We start from the raw sequence: 19,612 nt of genomic DNA, 5'->3' as shown, positions 1-19,612 counted from the left end.
GAAACCTTCACCACGATGCCTGATTCCCTGCCCCCGGATTCGGTCGGTCTCGTCACGCCTCAGACTGCCCACTTCGATACCCCGCTGGAGCTGGCCTGCGGCAGACGCCTCGAGCAGTACTCGCTGGTCTACGAGACCTACGGCGAGCTGAACGCGGACGCCAGCAACGCCATCCTGATCTGTCACGCCCTCACCGGCCACCATCATGCGGCTGGCTATCACGCCATGAGCGACCGCAAGCCTGGCTGGTGGGACGACTACATCGGCCCCGGCAAGCCCATTGATACCTCGAGCTTCTTCGTGATCGCGCTGAACAACATCGGCGGCTGCCACGGCAGTACCGGCCCGACCTCGATCAACCCGGAAACGGGCGAGCAATGGGGGCCTGACTTCCCATTGGTGACCGTGCCGGACTGGGTCGAGAGCCAGAAGCGCCTCGCCGAGTCTCTCGGCATCACCCGCTTCGCGGCGGTGGTCGGTGGCTCGCTGGGTGGCATGCAGGCGCTGCAGTGGGTGATGGACCACCCTGATCGCGTCGGTCACGTCGCCATCATCGCTTGTACGCCGAAACTCTCGGCACAGAACATCGCCTTCAATGAAGTCGCGCGTCAGGCGATTCGCTCTGACCCGGAATTCCATGACGGCTGGTACTCGCGTATCGATGCCGTGCCCAAGCGCGGCCTCAAGCTGGCGCGCATGGTCGGTCATATCACCTATCTTTCCGAGCATTCGATGGGTACCAAGTTCGGGCGTGACCTGCGTCAGGACCGCCTCAACTTCGGTTACGACGTCGACTTCCAGGTCGAGAGCTATCTGCGCCACCAGGGCGATACCTTCTCCACCGCCTTCGATGCCAATACCTACCTGCTGATGACCAAGGCGCTCGACTACTTCGACCCTGCCGCCACGGCAGGCGATGACCTGTCCGCGGCCATGGCGCCGATCAGCTGCCCGGTACTGGTGGTCAGCTTCACCACCGACTGGCGCTTCGCGCCGTCACGCTCGCGCGAGCTGGTCAACGCCATGATCCATGCCGGCAAGTCGGTCAGCTACGCCAACATCGACTCGCCGCACGGACATGATGCCTTCCTGCTGCCGGGCGAACGCTACCAGACGGTGCTGGGCAACTTCCTGACTCGCGCTTACGACCACGCCTGTGGCGCCAAAGCCACGCAAAAGCCGAGCACCAGGGAGACCAGCCATGCGTAACGACCTCGCCCAGATTCATGACTGGATTCCCGAAGGCGCGCGCGTGCTGGACCTCGCCTGCGGTGACGGCACCCTGCTGGCCTCCCTCAAGGAGACCAAGCAGGTCTTCGGCTATGGCCTGGAGATCGACCCCGACAACATCAGCGCCTGTGTCGCCCGTGGCGTGAACGTCATCGAGCAGAATGTCGATGACGGCCTGGCCAACTTCGCCGATGACACCTTCGATCGCGTGGTGATGTCCCAGGCATTGCAGGTACTGCGTCGCCCGGACCGTGCGCTGGAGGAGATGATGCGCGTCTCGCGTGAGGCCATCATCACCTTCCCCAACTTCGCCTACTGGCGTCACCGCCTGCACCTGGGCATGAAGGGCCGCATGCCGGTCTCCAAGTCGCTGCCTCACGCCTGGTACGACACGCCGAACATCCACCTGTCGACCTTCGCGGACTTCGAGCGCCTGTGTCGCGCCCAGGGCCTCAAGATCATCGACCGCGCGGTCGGCAATGGTGATCACGAGCCGCACCCGGCGGCGACCTGGTGGCCGAATCTGTTCGGGGAAGTGGCCATCTTCCGCGTCTGCCGCGACAACTGCCCGCCCGACCAGCGCTGAGTTCAGGCGCCCTACAGCAATCTCCTTGGACCAAGCGCCAGGCCCCGCAAGGAAACGGCCGACAGGACACTCCTGTTGGCCGTTTCGCGTCATGACGCCAGCAATTCTTCCGCGCCACGATAGCGCTGCGCTATCCGAGCCATGCACAGACAGTCGCAACTAAAGTCTATATACTTTCGGGGTAAACGCAGCTGAGGATCACGGCACGCACTTCCGGTGAGGTGCGCCGGCATCCCGAGGAGAGAGTGCATGAACTTCCATACCCGCAAGTGGGTCAAGCCCGAAGACCTCAACCCCAACGGCACCCTGTTCGGTGGACGTCTGCTGGCCTGGATCGATGAGGAAGCGGCCATCTACGCCATCGTCCAGCTGGGCACCTCGCGCGTGGTCACCAAGTTCATGTCGGAGATCAACTTCGTCTCCAGCGCGCGTCAGGGCGACATCATCGAATTGGGCATCACCGCCAGCGCCTTCGGTCGTACCTCGATCTCGCTGTGCGTCGAGATCCGCAACAAGATCACCCGCGAGCGCATCCTGACCATCGACCGCATCGTGCTGGTCAGCGTCGATGCCGACTTCAAGCCGGTGCCCCACGGCCGCACGCGCATCACCTATATCGAAGACCGCTTCCGTGAGCAGGCCGGCAGCAATGACAGTGGTGAGAACGCACGTGGCGACGCCCAGCATGACGAGACGCCGCAGAAGGCAGCGCGCCGTCGTGCTGACAGCGTACCGGATCTCAAGAACGCCTGATCGCGTCGCTCTTCAGGTCGCGTCACCCACGTCGCACCAACGAAAAAGGCACCTCCAAGAGGTGCCTTTTTTCATGCCGAGGATTCAGACGGCTCATGGATTGCAGAGGCCCGAGACCTGGCTGGCCTCTAGCTGACGGTCGCCTGCAGCGTTTCGCTCAGTCCTTCACAGGCGTCGACGACGGGCGCCGTCGCCGGCGTGAACCACACCAGATCATAGGCCGGCGCCGCACCGGCGCTTTCCGGCAGATAATCGGTGAGATGCGTCAGCGGCTGGCCCGCGTCATCCCAGGCGACCGGCATCAGCGCTACGGACAGCGTGCTGCCATCCAGCCAGCGCGGCACGCCGATATCGCGACGGGCATGGCCGGAGCCACACACCAGCAAGCTGGTGGCACCGTCGGCCGACAGGCCCTCAAGGCGTTCTGCCATCTGCTGATCCCGCGCCAACTGCGCACGCAGCATCGCGTCCAGGCGCTCTGCACCCAGCAGGCCGCAATGGCCTTCATCCAGTGCCTCACGCTGCAGGCGCAGGACCGCTTCCGGCAGTGCCAACGGCGACTGCCCCGGTGCCATGCTGGCCTCCAGCTGTGCCGCCGACAGGCTAGCAGACGCCAGTGGCGCACCACTGTCCAGCGCTCCGCGCAGCAGGGGGGCGTAGTCGGTGAAGGGCCAGCGCGCATTCCAGGCCAGCAACTGCTGGAGCTCATCATCCGGCAATCCCGCGACAGCAAGCGAGGTGCGATTGGCCAGCGACAAGGCGGCATCCTGGGTCGTGTCCAGCATCTCCAGCGCCACACCACCCAACTGTCGCCGCACGGCCAGCGCATCGATCAACCAGCGTTCCAGCTGGTGATGATCCGGATTGTCGTGATGCTCGCCCAGCAGCACCATCGAGTGCGCCTGGCTCCAATCGACCAGCGCCGCTGGCGATAGACGACGATTGCCCTCCGCGACCAGAATGCTGCCCAGCAACGGGTGGGACGCCTCGGGATCATGCCAGGCCGGCAGCGGGGGCAACGGCCCGCTGGCCGGCAGAGCGGCCTGTACGAGCGGGCTGCCCAGTGCCGAGCCCAGCACGCTAAGCCCGCCCGCCGAAACGGCCATGCCGGCCAGCAACTGGCGACGGCTCACCCCGGCCGTGTGTTCAGGTGTCCCGGATTCGTTGCTGGAGCGGAAGCTGGAAGTGATCGAGCGGCGAAATAGCGACATGAAGATGACTCGGCATGGAAGGAAGCGGCAAGACACGGTAAAAGACCACAAGAGAGCGTGCCAACGCTGCCATGATACCTGATGCGAGCCCCCTCATGTCCGAAAGGCCACCAACACTCCCCCAAGGGCCTTCATCCAGGCTGTGCTTGAGACTGCCGCTGCCATCACTGTCCGTCGGCCGCAGCATGCCATTGACACTCGATGATGGCCGCTCGGCCCTGCTGGTGATGCAGCCCGATGGCCCGCGCGCCTTCCTCGACTACTGCCCACACCAGGGCAGCCGAATGCTGACCGAGGACGAGACTGACGATCCCTACATGGACGCGACCGGCGGCTTGATACTCTGCCACCGCCATCAGGCCTGTTTCGAACCGCATCACGGCACTTGCATCAGCGGCCCCTGCCTCGGCCAACGATTGACGGCGCTAGACGTTGAGCTGGTGCACAACGACGCCTCGCCAGCCCTGTTGCTGCTGTGGGAGGCCGCAGGCAGCGGTGGAGACACGAGGGGGAAATGAAGGAAAGAGACATGAGCGCTGACTGACAGGCTGAGCGCCAGCGACCTGATCAGCCAGCAAAGCGCACGTCATGCAGTGGCAGCGCGCGCGCAAGGCCTAGTCTTGCTCGCCACAGTGGCTGGCTCGCATCCGAGAAATACTCTTCGAGGGTGATCTGCATGCCCAGCGCCACTACCTCGACACCGGCGGCCTGCGCCCGGGCAAAGGCCTGCGCATAGGCCGGGTCGAGATGCGCCGCCGGTGCGACATCCTCGATCCCGTCATGGGCGACGCAGAACACCAGCACGCAACGGTGACCTGCTGCGACCAGCGCCGCGAGGCTGGCCAGATGACGCTGGGCACGCGTACTCACCGAGTCCGGGAAATAGCCGTGACCGTCAGCTTCGCGCAGTGTCAGTTGCTTGACCTCCAGATAGATCGAGGCCGCGCCCTCCTCCTTTGGCCACATCTGGAAATCGAGCCGCGAGCGCTCCGGCGTGTCATTTCCCGGCAGCAGGACCTCGACACGTGACTCGCGCTTGAGGCGCGCAAAGTCGGCGAGCCTCATGTCGTGCAGCGCGCTGACGCTGGCCTGCTGCAGCGCCGCCTCGACATGGGCATTGGCACGTCCGGTGTGCACCGCCACCAAGGCCTCACGCCGACCGTCAGCGCCGGGCGGATCCAGCGGCAGGCGAATCAGCTCCCAGGTCCAGGCGAGCTTGCGCCTGGGATTGTCGGACGGTGACAGCCATACCTCACAACCTTCGACGCACACCGCGCGCATTGAGCCGGTATTCGGGCAATGCGCCGTCACCACCTCACCCGCCCGCTCACCCTCAAGCAGCTCCACCTCGGCGAAGAAGCGCTTGTAGCGACGGATCAGGCGACCACGATGCAGCCCCTCAAGCACCATCAAGCCGACACTCCCGCCCGGGTGGCACGTCGCTCAAGAAAGCGCTCCATGCGGGCCAGGGCTTCACGCAGACGCGCCTTATCGGCGGTAAAGGCGATACGCACATGGCGACGCCCTTCGGCCAGCGCGAAGTCCGTACCCGGCGTGATGGCGACATTCTCTTCTTCCAGCAGTGCGCGGCAGAAGGCCTCGCTGTCATCACTCAGATGCGAGATATCCAGCCAGACGTAGAAGGCACCCTGCGGCGGCACCGACGGCGCCAGCCCCAGGCGCTCTAGCCCGTCCAGCAGCACGCCACGACGGGCTTCGAGTACCTGCCGACGACGCTCGAGCTCTGTTTCGCATTCCGGGGTGAAGGCCGCCAGCGCCGCATGCTGTGCAGGAGTCGACGCGGCCAGGAAGACATTCTGCGCCAGGCGTGACAGTGGCTCGACCGCGGCTTCCGGTGCCACCAACCAGCCTAGCCGCCAGCCCGTCATGCCGAAGTATTTGGAGAAGCTGTTGATGACGAAGGCGTCCGGGCACTCCGCCAGTGCGGTGTGCGCAGGCACGCCATAGGTAAGCCCCTGATAGATCTCATCCACCAGCAGGTGGGCATCTCGCGACTGGCACAGCTCGCCCAGCGCCTTCAATTCCTCGGGCGACAGCACGTGTCCGGTGGGGTTGGAGGGCGATGCCACCATCACGGCCCGCGTGTTCTCGCGCCAGAAATCATCAGCAAGCTCGGCGGTCAGCTGCCAGCCACTCGCGGCACTGACGGGCACCACGTCCAGCTGGGCATCCACCAGGCCCATGAAGTGACGATTGCAGGGGTAGGTCGGGTCAGCCATCAATACGCTGTCGCCACGCTCGGCGCACAACAGCGTGGCCAGCAGCAGGGCACCGGAGGCGCCGGGCGTGATGATGATACGGGAGGGAGAGACCGTGACGCCGTGACGACGCTGATAGTCAGCCGCGATGGCCTCGCGCAGAGCCGGCAGGCCACAGGCAGGGGTGTAGCGCGTCTGACCGGCCGCCAATGCTGCCTGCCCGGCGGTGATCACCGGCGCGGGGGTCGGGAAGTCGGGCTCGCCCACTTCCAGATGGATGACGTCATGGCCCGCGGCCTCGCGCGCCTGGGCGGCTTCCAGCAACGTCATCACACGAAAGGCGGCAACGGATTCAAGACGACGGGCAAACTGCATGACAACACTCCTCAGGGTGGGAGCTTCATTCTAGGCGCCTGCCAAGGCCCATTCCCAGCCCCTTCGTGCAGGCAAATCGGTGTTTGCCGGCACGCACTTGACCATTGCCCGCTACAAACTATCGTCGGAGATCGGTTGCAAACTTGTCACTTTTACGCTAAATAAGCTGATCTTCTCGCGAGGGCAGCAGTCAGGACAGCCCCCTCGCCGTGGCCAAGGAGGCAGTGCAACAGACTGTCGACGGCCCAAGTCACTTGCGGAATGAGGCGGTCCCATGCCATTAGCTGAAACCAAGCCGGAAGCGCTTAAGAAATTCACCCCGTATGAGCCGGCAGCGGGTGAAGAGTACATGAACGAGAAGCAGCTAGCGCACTTCCGCCAGATCCTGATGGAGTGGAAACAGGAGCTGATGGAAGAGGTCGATCGCACCGTGCGTCACCTGCAGGAAGATGCCAACAATTACGCGGACCCTGCAGACCGTGCCACTCAGGAAGAAGGCTTCAGCCTCGAGCTGAGAACACGTGATCGCGAACGCAAGCTGCTGAAGAAGATCAACGAGACCATCGAGAACATCGATGAGGACGACTACGGCTTCTGCGAGTCCTGTGGCATCGAGATCGGTATTCGCCGTCTGGAAGCACGTCCGACCGCTACCCAGTGTGTCGACTGCAAGACACTGGCCGAGCTGAAGGAAAAGCAGCTGGGCCGCTAAGCCCTGCTGTCGATGAAGCGACGTCAGGCCGTCGCCCTCATCCCCCATACGGGCACCCTCCTCGGAGCGGTGCCCGTATGCGTTCAGGCCCTGCTGCCTGCGAATCCCCTACCACGAAGGATGACGGAGCCCACATGCCTACCGCCTACCGTGGCCGCTTTGCCCCCACCCCTTCCGGTCCGCTGCACGCGGGCTCACTTCTGGCTGCCGTCGCCAGCTATCTCGATGCCCGCCATCACGGCGGCGAGTGGCTGGTGCGTATCGAGGATATCGACCCACCGCGCTGCCCCGCCGGGAGCGCCGATACCATCCTGCGCCAGCTGGATGCCTTCGGTCTTCAGCGGGATGGTGAGCTCCGCTATCAGAGCCAGCGTCACGCCGCCTACGCCGATGCACTGGAACAACTGAAGGCCAGTGGCATCGCCTACCCGTGTGACTGCTCGCGCAAGCAGTGGCGCGAGCACGCCATCTACCCCGGTTGGTGCCGTGAGCGGACCGAACCGCCCGAGGGCGAGCATGCCTGGCGGCTGGACGTGCGCGCGGCAGAGCGCTTCGGCGGCTCCCGGGCCATCGCTGGCTGGCAGGACCGCCTGCAGGGCGCGGTCCAGCTGGATCTTGTCACGCTAGGCGACGTGGTGCTCAAGCGACGCGATGGCCTGTGGGCCTATCAGCTGGCCGTGGTGGTGGATGATGCCGAGCAGGGCATCACCGATGTCGTACGCGGGCTCGATCTGCTCGACAACAGCCCCTGGCAACGTCTGCTGCAGTCCGCGCTCGACCTGCCGATGCCACGCCTGACGCACCTGCCGCTGATCAGGGCCGACAATGGCCAGAAGCTCTCCAAGCAGAACCTGGCGCCGGCCCTGCCGGAAGACGCCAGCGCGATTCGAACGCTGCTGCACCATACCCTGACACTGCTCGGTCAGGCGCCGCCGCCCGAACTGGCGACCGCCAGCCCCGCTGAGCAACTCGCCCACGCCACTCCTCGCTGGTCACTTGCGGCGGTCGGCACCGCGCCGTCACTCAGTGCAGCCACTGTTCCAATGACAAGGACTGATGAAGGCAGCTGAGGGCGGCCGAGACCAGATACGCCATACAGTCGGAACGCCTGACAACAGCCACGATTGTCGGATTGCCACCCCTGTGGGAACAGGACAGACTCGAGCGACAGCCATCCCCTCATGCACACCCTCAGGCGAGCGACATCACCCCATGGCCCGGATTCTGATCGTCGAAAAGGAAGGTGCTTCGCGCAACACGCTGCAGCATCTGCTGGAGCGCGAGGGTCACGACGTGGTGCAGGCCAGCGGCCTGGAGGATGCCCGTCTGCAGCACCCGGCCGACTTCGCGCTGGTGATCTGCGACAGCGAACTGGCCGGAGACCATGCCGACCCGATCCTGCGTGCCAGCCGGCCAACACCCGTGCTGCTGCTGGCCGACGACCCCAGCCTGCATGCCGCCATCGGCTGCCTGAAGGCGGGGGCAGCCGACTATCTTCCCAAGCCGTTTGACCAGCAGGCCTTCGCGCGCAGCGTGCGAGATGCGCTGTCTCTGCCACGCCTGGGGGCGCCGAGTGCTGCGCCGCCTCCGCCCCAGGCGCATGCTGGCACGACCAACAAGCCGGTGGAGATGATTGGCCATTGTCGCGCCATGCAACAGGTCTATACCCGCATTCGCAAGGTAGCGCCCGCCGATGTCACCGTGCTGGTGCTGGGTGAGTCCGGCACCGGCAAGGAGCTGGTCGCGCGCGCCATTCACCGCCAGAGCGAACGCCATCAGGCGCCGCTGATCTGCGTCAACTGCGCCGCCATTCCCGAGACGTTGATCGAGTCCGAGTTGTTCGGCCATGAAAAAGGTGCCTTCACCGGCGCCACCAGCTCGCGCACAGGCCTGATCGAAGCCGCCGATGGCGGCACACTGTTTCTGGATGAGATCGGTGAACTGCCGCTGGATGCCCAGGCACGCCTGCTGCGGGTGCTGCAGGAGGGCGAGATTCGCCGCGTGGGGGCCATCGAGACCCGCTACGTCGACATTCGCCTCATCGCTGCGACCCACCGCAACCTGCATCAGCTCTCGGCCAGCGGCGAGTTCCGCCTCGACCTCTATTACCGCTTGAACGTGATGGAGATCGACCTGCCGCCCCTGCGTGAGCGTGGAGATGACGTGCTGGAACTGGCCGAGCATCTGCTGGCCGGCATCGCCCGCAAGCATGGACGCGATGGCATGCGACTCTCCCAGCGGGCGCGCCAGGAAATCCATCACTACGCCTGGCCCGGCAATGTCCGTGAGCTGGAAAACGCCCTCGAGCGGGGCGTCATTCTGGCGGAGCGTCGCATCATCGCCCCTGAGGACCTCGGCCTGCGCACGCCCTCAGGGCAGCCGCTTCAAGCAGCGCCCGCCGCCGCAACAGCCGACTCGGCGCCCTCCAGTGTTCAGGTGCCCAAGACAGCGAGCAAAGGAGCGGCGAAAGGCGCAGTGAAAGGCGCCGCCAGTGGCTCAAGCCCCGAAACGACTTCCGCGCCTGTCACAGGTCAGCCCGCGGCCGGCCAGCAGGGCACGGGCCTGCCACCGCCTGCGGACACCCCGCGCAGCGGCCTCTCGGTGATCGGCGATGCCGGTGAGGAGGAAGACCTCTCGCTGGAGGACTACTTCCAGCACTTCGTGCTCGAGCATCAGGACCACATGAGCGAGACCGAGCTCGCGCGCCGCCTCGGCATCAGTCGCAAGAACCTCTGGGAGCGGCGTCAGCGCCTGGGCATTCCACGCCGCAAGGGCCGCCGCAGCTCTCCCGCAAACTGACATTGGCGTGATGAAGCTTGAGCGGCACTGGAGCACTGACGCTGGCGCACAGAAGTCACTGCGCTGAAGTCACTGCACCATGCAGGTGCCTTCCCGGGCGAGCAACCCGCCTGCGGCGCCACCTTGCCTGCCATAGACCCCCGCATCATCGATGGCAGCGCTAGACTTTAGTGTCGAAAGACTCGAAAAAAACCCAGCTCAATCATTAGCTTGCAAGGCACTTCGTTAGACCTTCGCACCAATTGTTACCATCGACCCCAAATCATGACCCCATCCAGCGCACCAATGGCCACGTCAGGTAACACCTCGCGCTTCTCTACACCTCACGTCTCAGCGACCTATGTCTAAATGACTGAATTACTGGTTTTTTTTAAGCTGTGGCACATCCGATGCAACATCACGGTCAAGAAAAAGAACAACCGGAAATACGAAGCGCGCCCAACAACAACAAGAACGCGCAATGCTTCGAAAACCCTCGACATCAACAAGAACAATACCCGTCGAGCGCGTGACATTGATGATGAACCGCATGCCTCACTGCATGAGTGGTGGCAGGCAAGAGCCAAAACAAGAACAAAAGGCCGCAGTTCATCATCCGCCGATCCAATAACAACAAGATATCGGCAGTCCGGAATCTACTGACCAGGACGCGACGAATCCGGCCTCGAGCACCAACAAGAACAACAGGCTCGACCCCGGATCACCCCCGAAACAACAACAACTCGCGGGGGGAGGCTATTCAGCCGTCGGTGAATGGAAGATTGTTTTGAATACGAGATGGTCACCGAACAGACAGCCAGACAACAACAACATGATCTGCAACACGAAGGATCTGTCTGCATTGATTTGTGACTGTGGTGCGTATTCAGGGCGATGCGCCATCACGAAAAAGAACATCCGCTCAAGGATGCGTGTACCCTACCTGCAAGGGAGACCGAGTGATCGGTCTCCCTTTTTCCTTGTCTGAGAGGTGATTCTTGCCTCGTCAGACGCCTTGAAGTGCAGAGTCGGCCCCTGGATGGCAGACCGGCGCTTTGCCAAGGTATCTGCCCTCGGCTACACTGGGCGGCCTGCCACGCACGAGTCGAATCGCTGCATGCTCAAAGGATTTACCCGCTTTCTACAACGCCCCGGTGACCGCTTGAAGACGCTTTTCAATGCAACTGACGCGCCCGCGGCTCCATTGCCCAGCCTGCGTGTGATACCGCGGGATGAGCATCCCGTGTCCCGCCGCCAGCTCAGCGAGAATGCGCTGAAGGTACTCTATCGTCTGCAAAGCGGTGGATATCAGGCCTATCTGGTCGGTGGCTGTATCCGTGATGCCCTGCTCGGACAACGCCCCAAGGACTTCGACGTGGCCACCAATGCCACGCCGGAACAGGTCCGCGAGCTGTTCCGCAATGCCCGCATCATCGGCCGTCGTTTCCGTATCGTGCACGTGCGCTTCGGTCGTGAGGTGATCGAGGTCACCACCTTCCGCGGCAAGCCGGCCGATAGCACGCCCAGCCAGCATACCCAGCAGTCGGAAGACGGCATGTTGTTGCGCGACAACGTCTTTGGCTCCATCGAGGAGGACGCGCTGCGCCGCGACTTCACGATCAATGCCCTCTATTACGACGTGTCCGATTTCACGATCCACGACTGGGCCAATGGCGTACGCGATATCGAAGCGCGCATGATTCGCCTGATCGGAGATCCGGAAACACGCTATCGCGAAGACCCGGTGCGCATGCTGCGTGCCGTCCGCTTCGCCGGCAAACTGGACTTCGACATCGAGGAGGCCACGGCCGAACCGATGTACGAACTGGCCCCGCTGCTGCTGCAGATTCCGCCGGCGCGCATGTTCGAGGAAGTGCTCAAGCTGTTCATGTCCGGCTATGCACTGGAAACCTTCCATCTCCTGCGTGAGTTTGGGCTGTTCCAGATGCTGTTCCCCGAGACGGAAGAGAGTTTCGCGCATTATCACTGGTCCATGCCGCTGATCGAGAAGGCACTGGCCAGCACGGACGACCGCATCCGCGAAGACAAGCCGGTCACGCCGGCCTTCCTGTATGCCGCCCTGCTGTGGCCGGGCGTCAAGGCGCGTACCGATCAGCTGATCGCCAGTGGCATGCCCGACATTCCGGCAGCCCACCAGGCGGCCCAGCAGGCGATCGCTCGCCAGCTCAACCACACCTCGATCCCGAAGCGCTTCAGCATTCCGATGCGCGAGATCTGGGATATGCAGGCCAAGTTGCCGCGTCGCCGTGGCAAACGCGCCTTCCAGACCCGCGAGCATCCTCGCTTCCGCGCCGCCTACGACTTCCTGCTGCTGCGCGAATTCGCCGGCGAAGTGAAGCCGGGGCTGGGCAAGTGGTGGACCGACTTCCAGGAAGTCGATGCTCGCACCCAGGTCACGATGATCGAAGGTGTCTCCGATGAAGGCCCCGCCGGCAGCAAGCCGGCCGGCACCAAGCGTCGCGGCAAACGTCGGCGCAATGGTCGCGGCCAGGGCTGAGCAGTGGCTCGCCTGAGCCACTGCCGTCTCCACGCAGGAACTGTGCATGATTTCGACAGCCTTGATTGGCCTCGGTGCCAATCTTGACGATCCGCGCGCTCAACTGGAGCGCGCGCTTGAGGCTCTCGACCGGCTGCCGCTGACCCGCTGCACGCGACATTCTCGCCTGTATGCCAGCAAGCCGGTCGGCCCGCAGGACCAGCCCGACTTCGTCAACGCCGTTGCCGAGCTAACGACCCGCCTGTCCCCCCTCGCCCTGCTAGATCAACTGCAAGCTCTTGAACAGCAGCATCGTCGCGTGCGGTTGCGTCACTGGGGCCCCCGCACACTGGATCTTGACCTGCTGCTCTACAATGACAGCAGGATCTCGACGCCGCGTCTCGTCGTGCCCCATCGCGAAATGCTCAAACGTGGTTTCGTGATGCGTCCGTTGGCTGACCTGCTGGGCCCGCAGCGCCTCAGCGTGCTGGGCGAGGAGAATCTTGAAACACTGGCGTCTCGAGTTGAGGGCGATGACTTGCTCCCCCTCGGACCTCAGGAGTAGAGTTTCGCCATCTTGTTACCGTCGTGCCCACTTTGGCCTGTGCGGTAACACTTTCTGGTAACACCGGCCCGTGTCGCTCGCAGTCCGCCCTCGGCGGCCTTCCCGCGATCGCGGCTGCTCGACGCCACGGGCAGCCGCGTCATACGCGCCGCAACGAGTAAGCGTCCCGATGAAAAACGTCACCCTGAGCACCCTGCGCCGCCTCAAGGCCGATGGTGAGACGTTCAGTTGCCTCACCGCCTACGATGCCACCTTTGCTCATCTTGCCAGCGATGCCGGCATTGAAGTGCTGCTGGTCGGCGACTCTCTCGGCATGGTCCTGCAGGGCCATACCAGCACCCTGCCCGTCACCATCGATGACATCTGCTACCACACCGCCGCCGTGGCACGTGGCAAGCAAGGCAGCCTGCTGATGGCCGACCTGCCCTTCATGAGCAATGCCAGCACCGACATCCTGCTCGATCATGCGGCGCGTCTGATGCGTGCCGGTGCCGAGATGGTCAAGGTCGAAGGCGAAGCCTGGCTGGCCGATGCCGTCACCGCGCTCGTCCAGCGTGGTGTACCGGTCTGCGTGCACATGGGCCTGACGCCACAGCACGTGCATGCCTTCGGCGGCTACAAGGTACAGGGTCGCGACGAGGCCCGCGCCGAGCAGATCATCGCCGATGCCCGCACGCTGGAAGCCGCAGGTGCTGCCATCATCCTGCTCGAATGCGTGCCGTCCGAGCTGGCCGCGCGCATTCGTGATGCCGTCGAGGTGCCGGTGATCGGCATCGGTGCCGGCGTGGACGTCGATGGCCAGATCCTGGTCATGCACGACATGCTCGACCTGACGCCCGGGCGCAAGCCGCGCTTCGTCAAGAATTTCATGAGCGATGCCGGCAGCGTGCAGGAGGCCTTCGCCGCCTACCACCAGGCGGTCAAGACGCGCAGCTTCCCGGCGCCGGAGCACGGCTTCTGATGAAAACCGTCTCCCAGATCAACGCCCTGCGCGAGCAACTCGCCCAGGCACGCCGCGATGGCCTGCGTATCGCCCTGGTGCCGACCATGGGCAATCTGCATGCCGGCCACCTGTCGCTGGTCCGTGAAGCGCGCCGCCACGCCGACATGGTCGTCGCGAGCATCTTCGTCAACCCGCTGCAGTTCGGCCCCGGCGAAGACCTCGACAGTTATCCGCGCACTCTCGAGGCCGACAAGAATGCGCTGGCCGCCGAAGGATGTGACCTGCTGTTTGCCCCCTCGACGGCGGAACTCTACCCCACGGGTCGCGACGGACTGTGCAACGTGCAGGTGCCGGGCGTTTCCGAAGGCCTGTGCGGCGGCAACCGTCCGGGGCACTTCGATGGCGTCGCCACCGTCGTCAGCATCCTGTTCAATCTGGTACGCCCTGAAGTCGCCTGTTTCGGCGAGAAGGACTTCCAGCAGCTGGCAGTGATCCGCAAACTCAACCGCGACCTGCATTTCGGCATCGAGATCATCGGTGTGCCCATCGTGCGTGCAGAGGATGGTCTGGCGCTGTCATCACGCAACGGCTACCTGAGTGAGCAGGAGCGCGCCATCGCGCCGCGTCTCAAGCAGTGCCTCGATGCCCTGAAAGCTCGTCTTGAGCAGGGCGTGGCACGCGATGTGGCGCTACGCGAGGCCCTGGCCGTCATCAGCGAGAGCGGCTTCAAGCCGGACTACCTCGAACTGCGCCGCGCGGTTGACCTGGGGCCAGTCGAGGATGACACGCGCGAGGCGGTGATTCTGGTCGCCGCACACCTGGGCCGTACACGCCTGCTCGATAACCTGAAGGTCGCCTTGCCGGTGGCCTGATGCCTGATTAGACTGCGCCGCCTTGCACCCTGGCGTGGCACTGTCCGCCACGCCATGCGCGCCATGGCCCTGACCCCAGGGCCTAGATCTGCGCCCGGCGGCGCTCAACTGGAGACATCCTGATGCAAGCCATCATGCTCAAGGCCAAGCTGCACATGGCCCGCGTGACTCACGCCGTCCTCAACTACGAGGGCTCCTGCGCCATCGATGGCGACCTGCTCGACATGGCAGGCATTCGTGAGTACGAACAGATCCAGATCTATAACGTGGACAACGGCAAGCGCTTCACCACCTACGCCATTCGCGGCGAAGAAGGCTCGAAAATCATTTCGGTGAACGGCGCCGCAGCCCACCAGGCCGACGTCGGCGACCGCGTGATCATCTGCGCCTTCGCCAACTATGCCGAGAGCGAACTGGACGCGCACAAGCCCTCCATGGTCTACCTGATGGAAGGCAACGAGGTCAGCCATACAGCCAATGCCATCCCGGTCCAGATGGCCTGAGCACGCCTTGCTGCCTGCTGCTCTACGCCCGGAGGGCTGATGATTCAGGCCTCGAGCCTGCCGCGAGCGCTCCAACACGACGCCAGCCCTGCTTGTCCGCAGCGCTGGCGTCGTGCCGTCTGGGCAACCAATACGTATGGCTAAAGGCTGACACTGGAGATGCCCTTTGGCGATTGCCGCACCGCACAAAACTGCCTTATGCTGGAATCTCACCTCAGCAGGACTGCGCCTCGCCCGCTTGATGGCATGGCCATAGTCGCAGCCAATTGACTCAGACAGTCTCGCAAGAGAACAGGAGCGTTCAGATGCAGGATGTGGTGATCGTAGCAGCCCGTCGTACCGCCGTAGGCGCCTTCGGTGGCAGCCTGGCTGGCATTTCCGCCGCGGATCTCGGCGCACATGTCATCAAGGATATCCTCGCCAGCACGGGCGTCAGTGGCGATCAGGTCGATGAAGTGCTTCTGGGCCAGGTGCTGACAGCAGGATGCGGTCAGAACCCGGCACGTCAGGCGGTCATCAAGGCAGGCTTGCCGGAAGGCGTGCCCGCCATGACCATCAACAAGGTCTGCGGGTCTGGCCTCAAGGCGCTGCACCTGGCCACCCAGGCCATCCGTTGCGGCGATGCCGAGCTGATTCTGGCGGGCGGTCAGGAAAACATGTCCCTGTCTCCGCACGTGTTGCCCAACTCGCGTAACGGCAAGCGCATGGGCGACTGGAAGGCGATCGATTCCATGGTTCACGACGGTCTGTGGGATGCCTTCAATGACATCCACATGGGCATCACCGCCGAGAATCTGGCCGAGAAATACGAGATCACCCGTGAAGCCCAGGACGCCTTCGCGGCCGCCTCTCAGCAGAAAGCCTGCGCAGCCATCGAAGCTGGCCGCTTCAAGGGCCAGATCGTCCCGGTCGAGATTCCGCAGCGCAAGGGCGACCCGATCGTGTTCGATACCGACGAGAACCCGCGCGCCGGCACCACGGCCGAGAAACTCGCTGGCATGCGCCCGGCCTTCAAGAAGGACGGCACCGTCACCGCCGGCAATGCCTCGGCGCTCAACGACGGCGCTGCCGTGGTCATGCTGTGCTCCGCCGACAAGGCACGCGAGCTGGGTCTGACGCCGCTGGCGACCATCAAGGCCTACTCCAACGCGGGTGTTGATCCGAAGATCATGGGCATCGGCCCGGCACCGGCGACTCGCCTGTGCCTCAAGAAGGCCGGCTGGAGCCTGGAAGACCTCGACCTGATCGAAGCCAACGAAGCCTTCGCCGCCCAGGCCCTGTCGGTCAATAAGGAGCTGGGCTGGGATGTCGACAAGGTCAACGTCAATGGCGGCGCCATTGCCCTCGGCCACCCGATCGGTGCCTCCGGCTGCCGTGTGCTGGTCTCGCTGGTGCACGAGATGATCGAGCGTGATGCCAAGAAGGGTCTGGCGACCCTGTGCATCGGTGGCGGTCAGGGTGTCGCGCTGGCCATCGAGCGCAGCTGATCGCTCACACCTGCCGACCGCCTGAGCTCCCGCCGCTCGCGCAATCTCGAGCAGGGAGATATGCAAAAGCCCCCGCCAGTGACCCGGCGGGGGCTTTCTCTTGCCCGGAAGGGAAGGTGCGCCTCTCAAGCAGAGCAGGCAAGACCGGGGCGGGGACGATCCGCGACGATCTGTCAGTCCTGAGCGGCGGCCTCTTCAGCCTGAGCAGCGGCAAAGGCCGCCTTCTCTTCTTCGCTGATCTCTTTCAGCGACAGCTTGACGCGATTGCGGTTGTCGATGTCGAGCACCTTGACCACCACCTCATCGCCTTCGTTGAGATAGTCACGTACGTCATTGACGCGCTCCTCGACGATCTGCGAGATGTGCAGCAGGCCATCGGTGCCCGGCATGAAGGTGATGAAGGCACCGAAGTCGGCGATGCGCGCCACCTTGCCGGCATAGAGCTTGCCGATCTCGGCCTCGGCAATGATGCCCTCGACATATTTGGCAGCCGCCTGTGCCTGCGCCTTGTGCTCGGCATAGATGCGCACGCTGCCATCGTCGTCGAGATCGACATTGGCGCCGGTCTCTTCACAGATCTTGCGGATGGTGGAGCCGCCCTTGCCGATCACGTCACGCACCTTGTTGGGAGCGATCTTCAGCGACAGCATCGCCGGGGCATTGTCCGAGACTTCCTGGCGACTGGCGGCCAGTACCTCATTCATCTGCGCGAGGATGGTCAGGCGTGCCTCGAGGGCCTGTTCCAGCGCCTGCTCAAGAATCTCCTCGTCGATTCCTTCGATCTTGATGTCCATCTGCAGCGCGGTCACGCCTTCCGCGGTCCCCGCGACCTTGAAGTCCATGTCGCCGAGGTGGTCCTCATCGCCGAGGATATCGGTCAGTATCGCGACGCCATTGGCGTCCTTGACCAACCCCATGGCGATACCCGCGACCGGTGCCTTGAGCGGCACACCGGCGTCCATCAGCGCAAGAGAGGCGCCACATACGGATGCCATCGAGCTCGAACCATTGGATTCGGTGATCTCGGAGACGACACGGATAGCGTAGGGGAAAGCCTGCAGCGACGGCAGCATGGATTCGATGCCTCGACGCGCCAGACGCCCATGACCGATCTCACGCCGCTTGGGCGCACCGATGAAGCCCGTCTCGCCGACGCAGTAGGGCGGGAAGTTGTAGTGCAGCATGAAGCGATCCTGCTTCTCGCCGGACAGCCCTTCGATCAGCTGTGAGTCGCGCGTGGTCCCCAGGGTGGCAGTGGCGATCGCCTGGGTCTCGCCACGGGTGAACAGCGCCGAGCCATGCGCCTTGGGCAACACACCCACCGCCAGGTCCAGCGGGCGCACGGTGCGCGTATCACGACCATCGATACGCGGCTCGCCCGCGATCACGCGCTGACGCACGATACGCTTCTCGAGTGCCGCGAAGGCCGTGGCGACGGCCTCGACACTGAAGCGCGCATCATCCTCGGCGCCCAGCAGGTCGATAGCCTGCGCCTTGAGCGCCGACAGGCTGTCCTGACGCGCCATCTTGTCACTCAGGCGATAGGCATCACCGATCTGGGTGGCAAAGCTCTGCTCCAGCGCCTCGACCAGCACGCGGTCGAGATTCTGCGGCACCCACGCCCACTTGGGACAATTGACCTTGGCGGCGAACGTCTCGATCCCCGTGATGGCTTTCTGCATCTCGTGATGACCATAGAGCACGGCGCCGAGCATCTCGTCTTCCAGCAGCTCCTGGGCCTCGGACTCGACCATCAGCACGGCCTTCTCGGTACCCGCTACCACCATATCCAGCTCGGAATGCGCCAGTTCGCTGTAGCCGGGATTCAGGAAGTAGCCGCGCTGCTCGCTGAAGCCGACGCGCGCCGCGCCCACGGGGCCAGCGAAGGGTACTCCGGAGATACAAAGCGCTGCTGAGGTGCCAAGCAGTGCCGCGATGTCCGGGTCGACATTGCGCTCCGCCGACATCACCGTGCAGACCACCTGCACCTCATTCATGAAGCCTTCGGGAAACAGCGGGCGCATCGGACGGTCGATCAAGCGTGAGGTCAGGGTTTCCTTCTCGGTGGGACGCCCTTCGCGCTTGAGGAAGCCGCCGGGGATACGCCCCGCCGCGTAGGCCTTCTCCTGATAGTGGACCGACAACGGAAAGAAGGACTGGCCGGGTTTCGGCGACGCCTTGGCCACCACGGTGCACAACACCGAGGTATTGCCCATGGTCACCATCACGCTACCGGTCGCCTGACGCGCGATGCGGCCGGTCTCGAGGGTGATGGTGTCATTACCGTACTGGAAGCTGTGCGTTACCGGGTTCACGGCGCATGTCCTTTAATCTGATAGTCATCGATGCCAAGCGCTCATGGTAAAGCGCGTCACAGGCAATGAAAAGCGAGTGGATCCCACGCGACAAGCGGGCTGCGGCGAGGGTCGAACCTCAGTCCTGAAGCTCGGATCACCTCGGTATCAGGCACAAAAAAACCGACACCGCCCGCAGGCAGTGTCGGTTTTCCTGTGCCCACCGGGGGCCCGCCATGCACCGAAGTACATGGCGGCAACATCGCTGATTAGCGACGCAGACCCAGACGCTGGATCAGAGCGGTGTAACGCTCGAAGTCCTTGCGCTTGAGGTAGTCAAGCAGCTTGCGACGCTGGTTGACCATGCGGATCAGACCACGACGGGAGTGGTGATCCTGCTTGTTGGCCTTGAAGTGACCCTGCAGGCCATCAATGTTGGCGCTCAGCAGAGCAACCTGAACTTCCGGGGAACCGGTGTCGTTCTCGCCACGGCCGAATTCGGAAACGATCTCAGCCTTCTTCTCAGCGGTAAGTGCCATCTGTCTCTCCAGTAAGCAATATGCTTGATAGATTGGAAATGTCGAAGA

Annotated in this window: 18 protein-coding genes and 2 pseudogenes; 15 read left to right on the top strand and 5 right to left on the bottom strand. The window is 63.7% G+C overall.

All coding sequences use genetic code 11. The features are described 5' to 3' along the window. The first annotated feature begins 15 nt into the window (after positions 1-15). From FLM52_00965 to FLM52_00955, 3 genes are all read left to right on the top strand, one after another. Positions 16-1,209 (top strand): homoserine O-acetyltransferase, encoded by a 1,194-nt coding sequence (locus FLM52_00965; GenBank protein ID NVN54389.1) that lies wholly within the window; start codon positions 16-18, stop codon positions 1,207-1,209. Next, positions 1,202-1,816, top strand: a complete 615-nt coding sequence (metW, locus tag FLM52_00960) for a methionine biosynthesis protein MetW (protein NVN54388.1) — start codon at positions 1,202-1,204, stop codon at positions 1,814-1,816. Before FLM52_00965 ends, metW begins: the two co-directional genes overlap by 8 nt. Positions 1,817-2,065: 249 nt before the next feature. Then, positions 2,066-2,569, top strand: coding sequence for an acyl-CoA thioesterase (locus FLM52_00955; protein ID NVN54387.1), 504 nt, complete (start codon positions 2,066-2,068; stop codon positions 2,567-2,569). Between the two features lie 128 nt (positions 2,570-2,697). Here the strand turns inward: FLM52_00955 and FLM52_00950 are convergent, their stop codons facing one another. Beyond that, positions 2,698-3,780 carry a ChaN family lipoprotein gene (locus tag FLM52_00950; GenBank protein NVN54386.1) on the bottom strand — a complete coding sequence of 361 codons (1,083 nt, stop codon included), beginning with the start codon at positions 3,778-3,780 and terminating at the stop codon, positions 2,698-2,700. A 71-nt stretch (positions 3,781-3,851) separates the two neighbouring features. Here FLM52_00950 and FLM52_00945 point away from each other — a divergent pair, with 71 nt between their 5' ends. Then, a complete protein-coding gene (locus FLM52_00945) occupies positions 3,852-4,298 on the top strand; it encodes a Rieske 2Fe-2S domain-containing protein (protein NVN54385.1) in 447 nt (148 codons plus the stop codon). 49 nt (positions 4,299-4,347) lie between these two features. Here the strand turns inward: FLM52_00945 and sfsA are convergent, their stop codons facing one another. Both sfsA and FLM52_00935 read right to left on the bottom strand, forming a co-directional pair. Continuing rightward, positions 4,348-5,190: a DNA/RNA nuclease SfsA gene (gene sfsA, locus FLM52_00940; GenBank protein NVN54384.1), complete on the bottom strand. Its 843-nt coding sequence runs from the start codon at positions 5,188-5,190 to the stop codon at positions 4,348-4,350. Then, the gene (locus FLM52_00935; GenBank protein NVN54383.1) at positions 5,190-6,374 is read right to left on the bottom strand and encodes an aminotransferase class I/II-fold pyridoxal phosphate-dependent enzyme; all 1,185 of its coding nucleotides are present in this window, start codon (positions 6,372-6,374) and stop codon (positions 5,190-5,192) included. The genes sfsA and FLM52_00935 overlap by 1 nt, the downstream gene beginning before the upstream one ends. 274 nt (positions 6,375-6,648) lie before the next feature. Between FLM52_00935 and dksA the strand changes: the two genes are divergently transcribed. From dksA to FLM52_00880, 11 genes and pseudogenes are all read left to right on the top strand, one after another. Then, a complete protein-coding gene (dksA, locus tag FLM52_00930; GenBank protein ID NVN54382.1) occupies positions 6,649-7,086 on the top strand; it encodes an RNA polymerase-binding protein DksA in 438 nt (145 codons plus the stop codon). Positions 7,087-7,220: 134 nt separating this feature from the next. Next, entirely contained in the window at positions 7,221-8,156 is a 936-nt protein-coding gene (locus FLM52_00925) for a tRNA glutamyl-Q(34) synthetase GluQRS (GenBank protein NVN54381.1), read from the top strand. Positions 8,157-8,298: 142 nt separating this feature from the next. After that, positions 8,299-9,450: pseudogene (locus FLM52_00920) on the top strand (sigma-54-dependent Fis family transcriptional regulator). Between the two features lie 261 nt (positions 9,451-9,711). Next, positions 9,712-9,885 (top strand): annotated as a pseudogene (locus tag FLM52_00915) (sigma-54-dependent Fis family transcriptional regulator). Between the two features lie 348 nt (positions 9,886-10,233). Next, complete coding sequence (locus FLM52_00910; GenBank protein NVN54380.1) at positions 10,234-10,527, top strand: hypothetical protein; 294 nt, start codon at positions 10,234-10,236, stop codon at positions 10,525-10,527. A gap of 454 nt (positions 10,528-10,981) precedes the next feature. Further along, positions 10,982-12,382, top strand: coding sequence for a polynucleotide adenylyltransferase PcnB (pcnB, locus tag FLM52_00905; GenBank protein NVN54379.1), 1,401 nt, complete (start codon positions 10,982-10,984; stop codon positions 12,380-12,382). A 46-nt stretch (positions 12,383-12,428) separates the two neighbouring features. Then, positions 12,429-12,926, top strand: coding sequence for a 2-amino-4-hydroxy-6-hydroxymethyldihydropteridine diphosphokinase (gene folK, locus FLM52_00900; GenBank protein ID NVN54378.1), 498 nt, complete (start codon positions 12,429-12,431; stop codon positions 12,924-12,926). Positions 12,927-13,095: 169 nt separating this feature from the next. Next, entirely contained in the window at positions 13,096-13,887 is a 792-nt protein-coding gene (panB, locus tag FLM52_00895; protein NVN54377.1) for a 3-methyl-2-oxobutanoate hydroxymethyltransferase, read from the top strand. Continuing rightward, positions 13,887-14,741 (top strand): pantoate--beta-alanine ligase, encoded by an 855-nt coding sequence (locus tag FLM52_00890; protein ID NVN54376.1) that lies wholly within the window; start codon positions 13,887-13,889, stop codon positions 14,739-14,741. The genes panB and FLM52_00890 overlap by 1 nt, the downstream gene beginning before the upstream one ends. Positions 14,742-14,863: 122 nt before the next feature. Beyond that, positions 14,864-15,244, top strand: coding sequence for an aspartate 1-decarboxylase (locus FLM52_00885; GenBank protein ID NVN54375.1), 381 nt, complete (start codon positions 14,864-14,866; stop codon positions 15,242-15,244). A gap of 305 nt (positions 15,245-15,549) precedes the next feature. After that, positions 15,550-16,731 carry an acetyl-CoA C-acetyltransferase gene (locus tag FLM52_00880; protein NVN54374.1) on the top strand — a complete coding sequence of 394 codons (1,182 nt, stop codon included), beginning with the start codon at positions 15,550-15,552 and terminating at the stop codon, positions 16,729-16,731. Positions 16,732-16,904: 173 nt separating this feature from the next. Here FLM52_00880 and pnp read toward each other — a convergent pair whose 3' ends face one another. Both pnp and rpsO read right to left on the bottom strand, forming a co-directional pair. Beyond that, positions 16,905-19,046, bottom strand: a complete 2,142-nt coding sequence (gene pnp, locus FLM52_00875) for a polyribonucleotide nucleotidyltransferase (protein NVN54373.1) — start codon at positions 19,044-19,046, stop codon at positions 16,905-16,907. A gap of 248 nt (positions 19,047-19,294) precedes the next feature. Then, a complete protein-coding gene (gene rpsO / locus FLM52_00870) occupies positions 19,295-19,564 on the bottom strand; it encodes a 30S ribosomal protein S15 (GenBank protein ID NVN54372.1) in 270 nt (89 codons plus the stop codon). Between the last annotated feature and the right edge of the window lie 48 nt (positions 19,565-19,612).

Source organism: bacterium Scap17, assembly GCA_013376735.1.
GTDB lineage: Bacteria > Pseudomonadota > Gammaproteobacteria > Pseudomonadales > Halomonadaceae > Cobetia.
This window is presented reverse-complemented; position numbering and strand designations above follow the sequence as displayed.

What these genes read in the sequence shown, in the direction of transcription:
- FLM52_00965 (NVN54389.1), top strand. Translation starts at nt 16, where the DNA reads ATGCCTGATTCCCTGCCCCCGGATTCGGTCGGTCTCGTCACGCCTCAG.
- metW (NVN54388.1), top strand. Translation starts at nt 1,202, where the DNA reads ATGCGTAACGACCTCGCCCAGATTCATGACTGGATTCCCGAAGGCGCG.
- FLM52_00955 (NVN54387.1), top strand. Translation starts at nt 2,066, where the DNA reads ATGAACTTCCATACCCGCAAGTGGGTCAAGCCCGAAGACCTCAACCCC.
- FLM52_00950 (NVN54386.1), bottom strand. Translation starts at nt 3,780, where the DNA reads ATGTCGCTATTTCGCCGCTCGATCACTTCCAGCTTCCGCTCCAGCAAC.
- FLM52_00945 (NVN54385.1), top strand. Translation starts at nt 3,852, where the DNA reads ATGATACCTGATGCGAGCCCCCTCATGTCCGAAAGGCCACCAACACTC.
- sfsA (NVN54384.1), bottom strand. Translation starts at nt 5,190, where the DNA reads ATGGTGCTTGAGGGGCTGCATCGTGGTCGCCTGATCCGTCGCTACAAG.
- FLM52_00935 (NVN54383.1), bottom strand. Translation starts at nt 6,374, where the DNA reads ATGCAGTTTGCCCGTCGTCTTGAATCCGTTGCCGCCTTTCGTGTGATG.
- dksA (NVN54382.1), top strand. Translation starts at nt 6,649, where the DNA reads ATGCCATTAGCTGAAACCAAGCCGGAAGCGCTTAAGAAATTCACCCCG.
- FLM52_00925 (NVN54381.1), top strand. Translation starts at nt 7,221, where the DNA reads ATGCCTACCGCCTACCGTGGCCGCTTTGCCCCCACCCCTTCCGGTCCG.
- FLM52_00910 (NVN54380.1), top strand. Translation starts at nt 10,234, where the DNA reads ATGACTGAATTACTGGTTTTTTTTAAGCTGTGGCACATCCGATGCAAC.
- pcnB (NVN54379.1), top strand. Translation starts at nt 10,982, where the DNA reads ATGCTCAAAGGATTTACCCGCTTTCTACAACGCCCCGGTGACCGCTTG.
- folK (NVN54378.1), top strand. Translation starts at nt 12,429, where the DNA reads ATGATTTCGACAGCCTTGATTGGCCTCGGTGCCAATCTTGACGATCCG.
- panB (NVN54377.1), top strand. Translation starts at nt 13,096, where the DNA reads ATGAAAAACGTCACCCTGAGCACCCTGCGCCGCCTCAAGGCCGATGGT.
- FLM52_00890 (NVN54376.1), top strand. Translation starts at nt 13,887, where the DNA reads ATGAAAACCGTCTCCCAGATCAACGCCCTGCGCGAGCAACTCGCCCAG.
- FLM52_00885 (NVN54375.1), top strand. Translation starts at nt 14,864, where the DNA reads ATGCAAGCCATCATGCTCAAGGCCAAGCTGCACATGGCCCGCGTGACT.
- FLM52_00880 (NVN54374.1), top strand. Translation starts at nt 15,550, where the DNA reads ATGCAGGATGTGGTGATCGTAGCAGCCCGTCGTACCGCCGTAGGCGCC.
- rpsO (NVN54372.1), bottom strand. Translation starts at nt 19,564, where the DNA reads ATGGCACTTACCGCTGAGAAGAAGGCTGAGATCGTTTCCGAATTCGGC.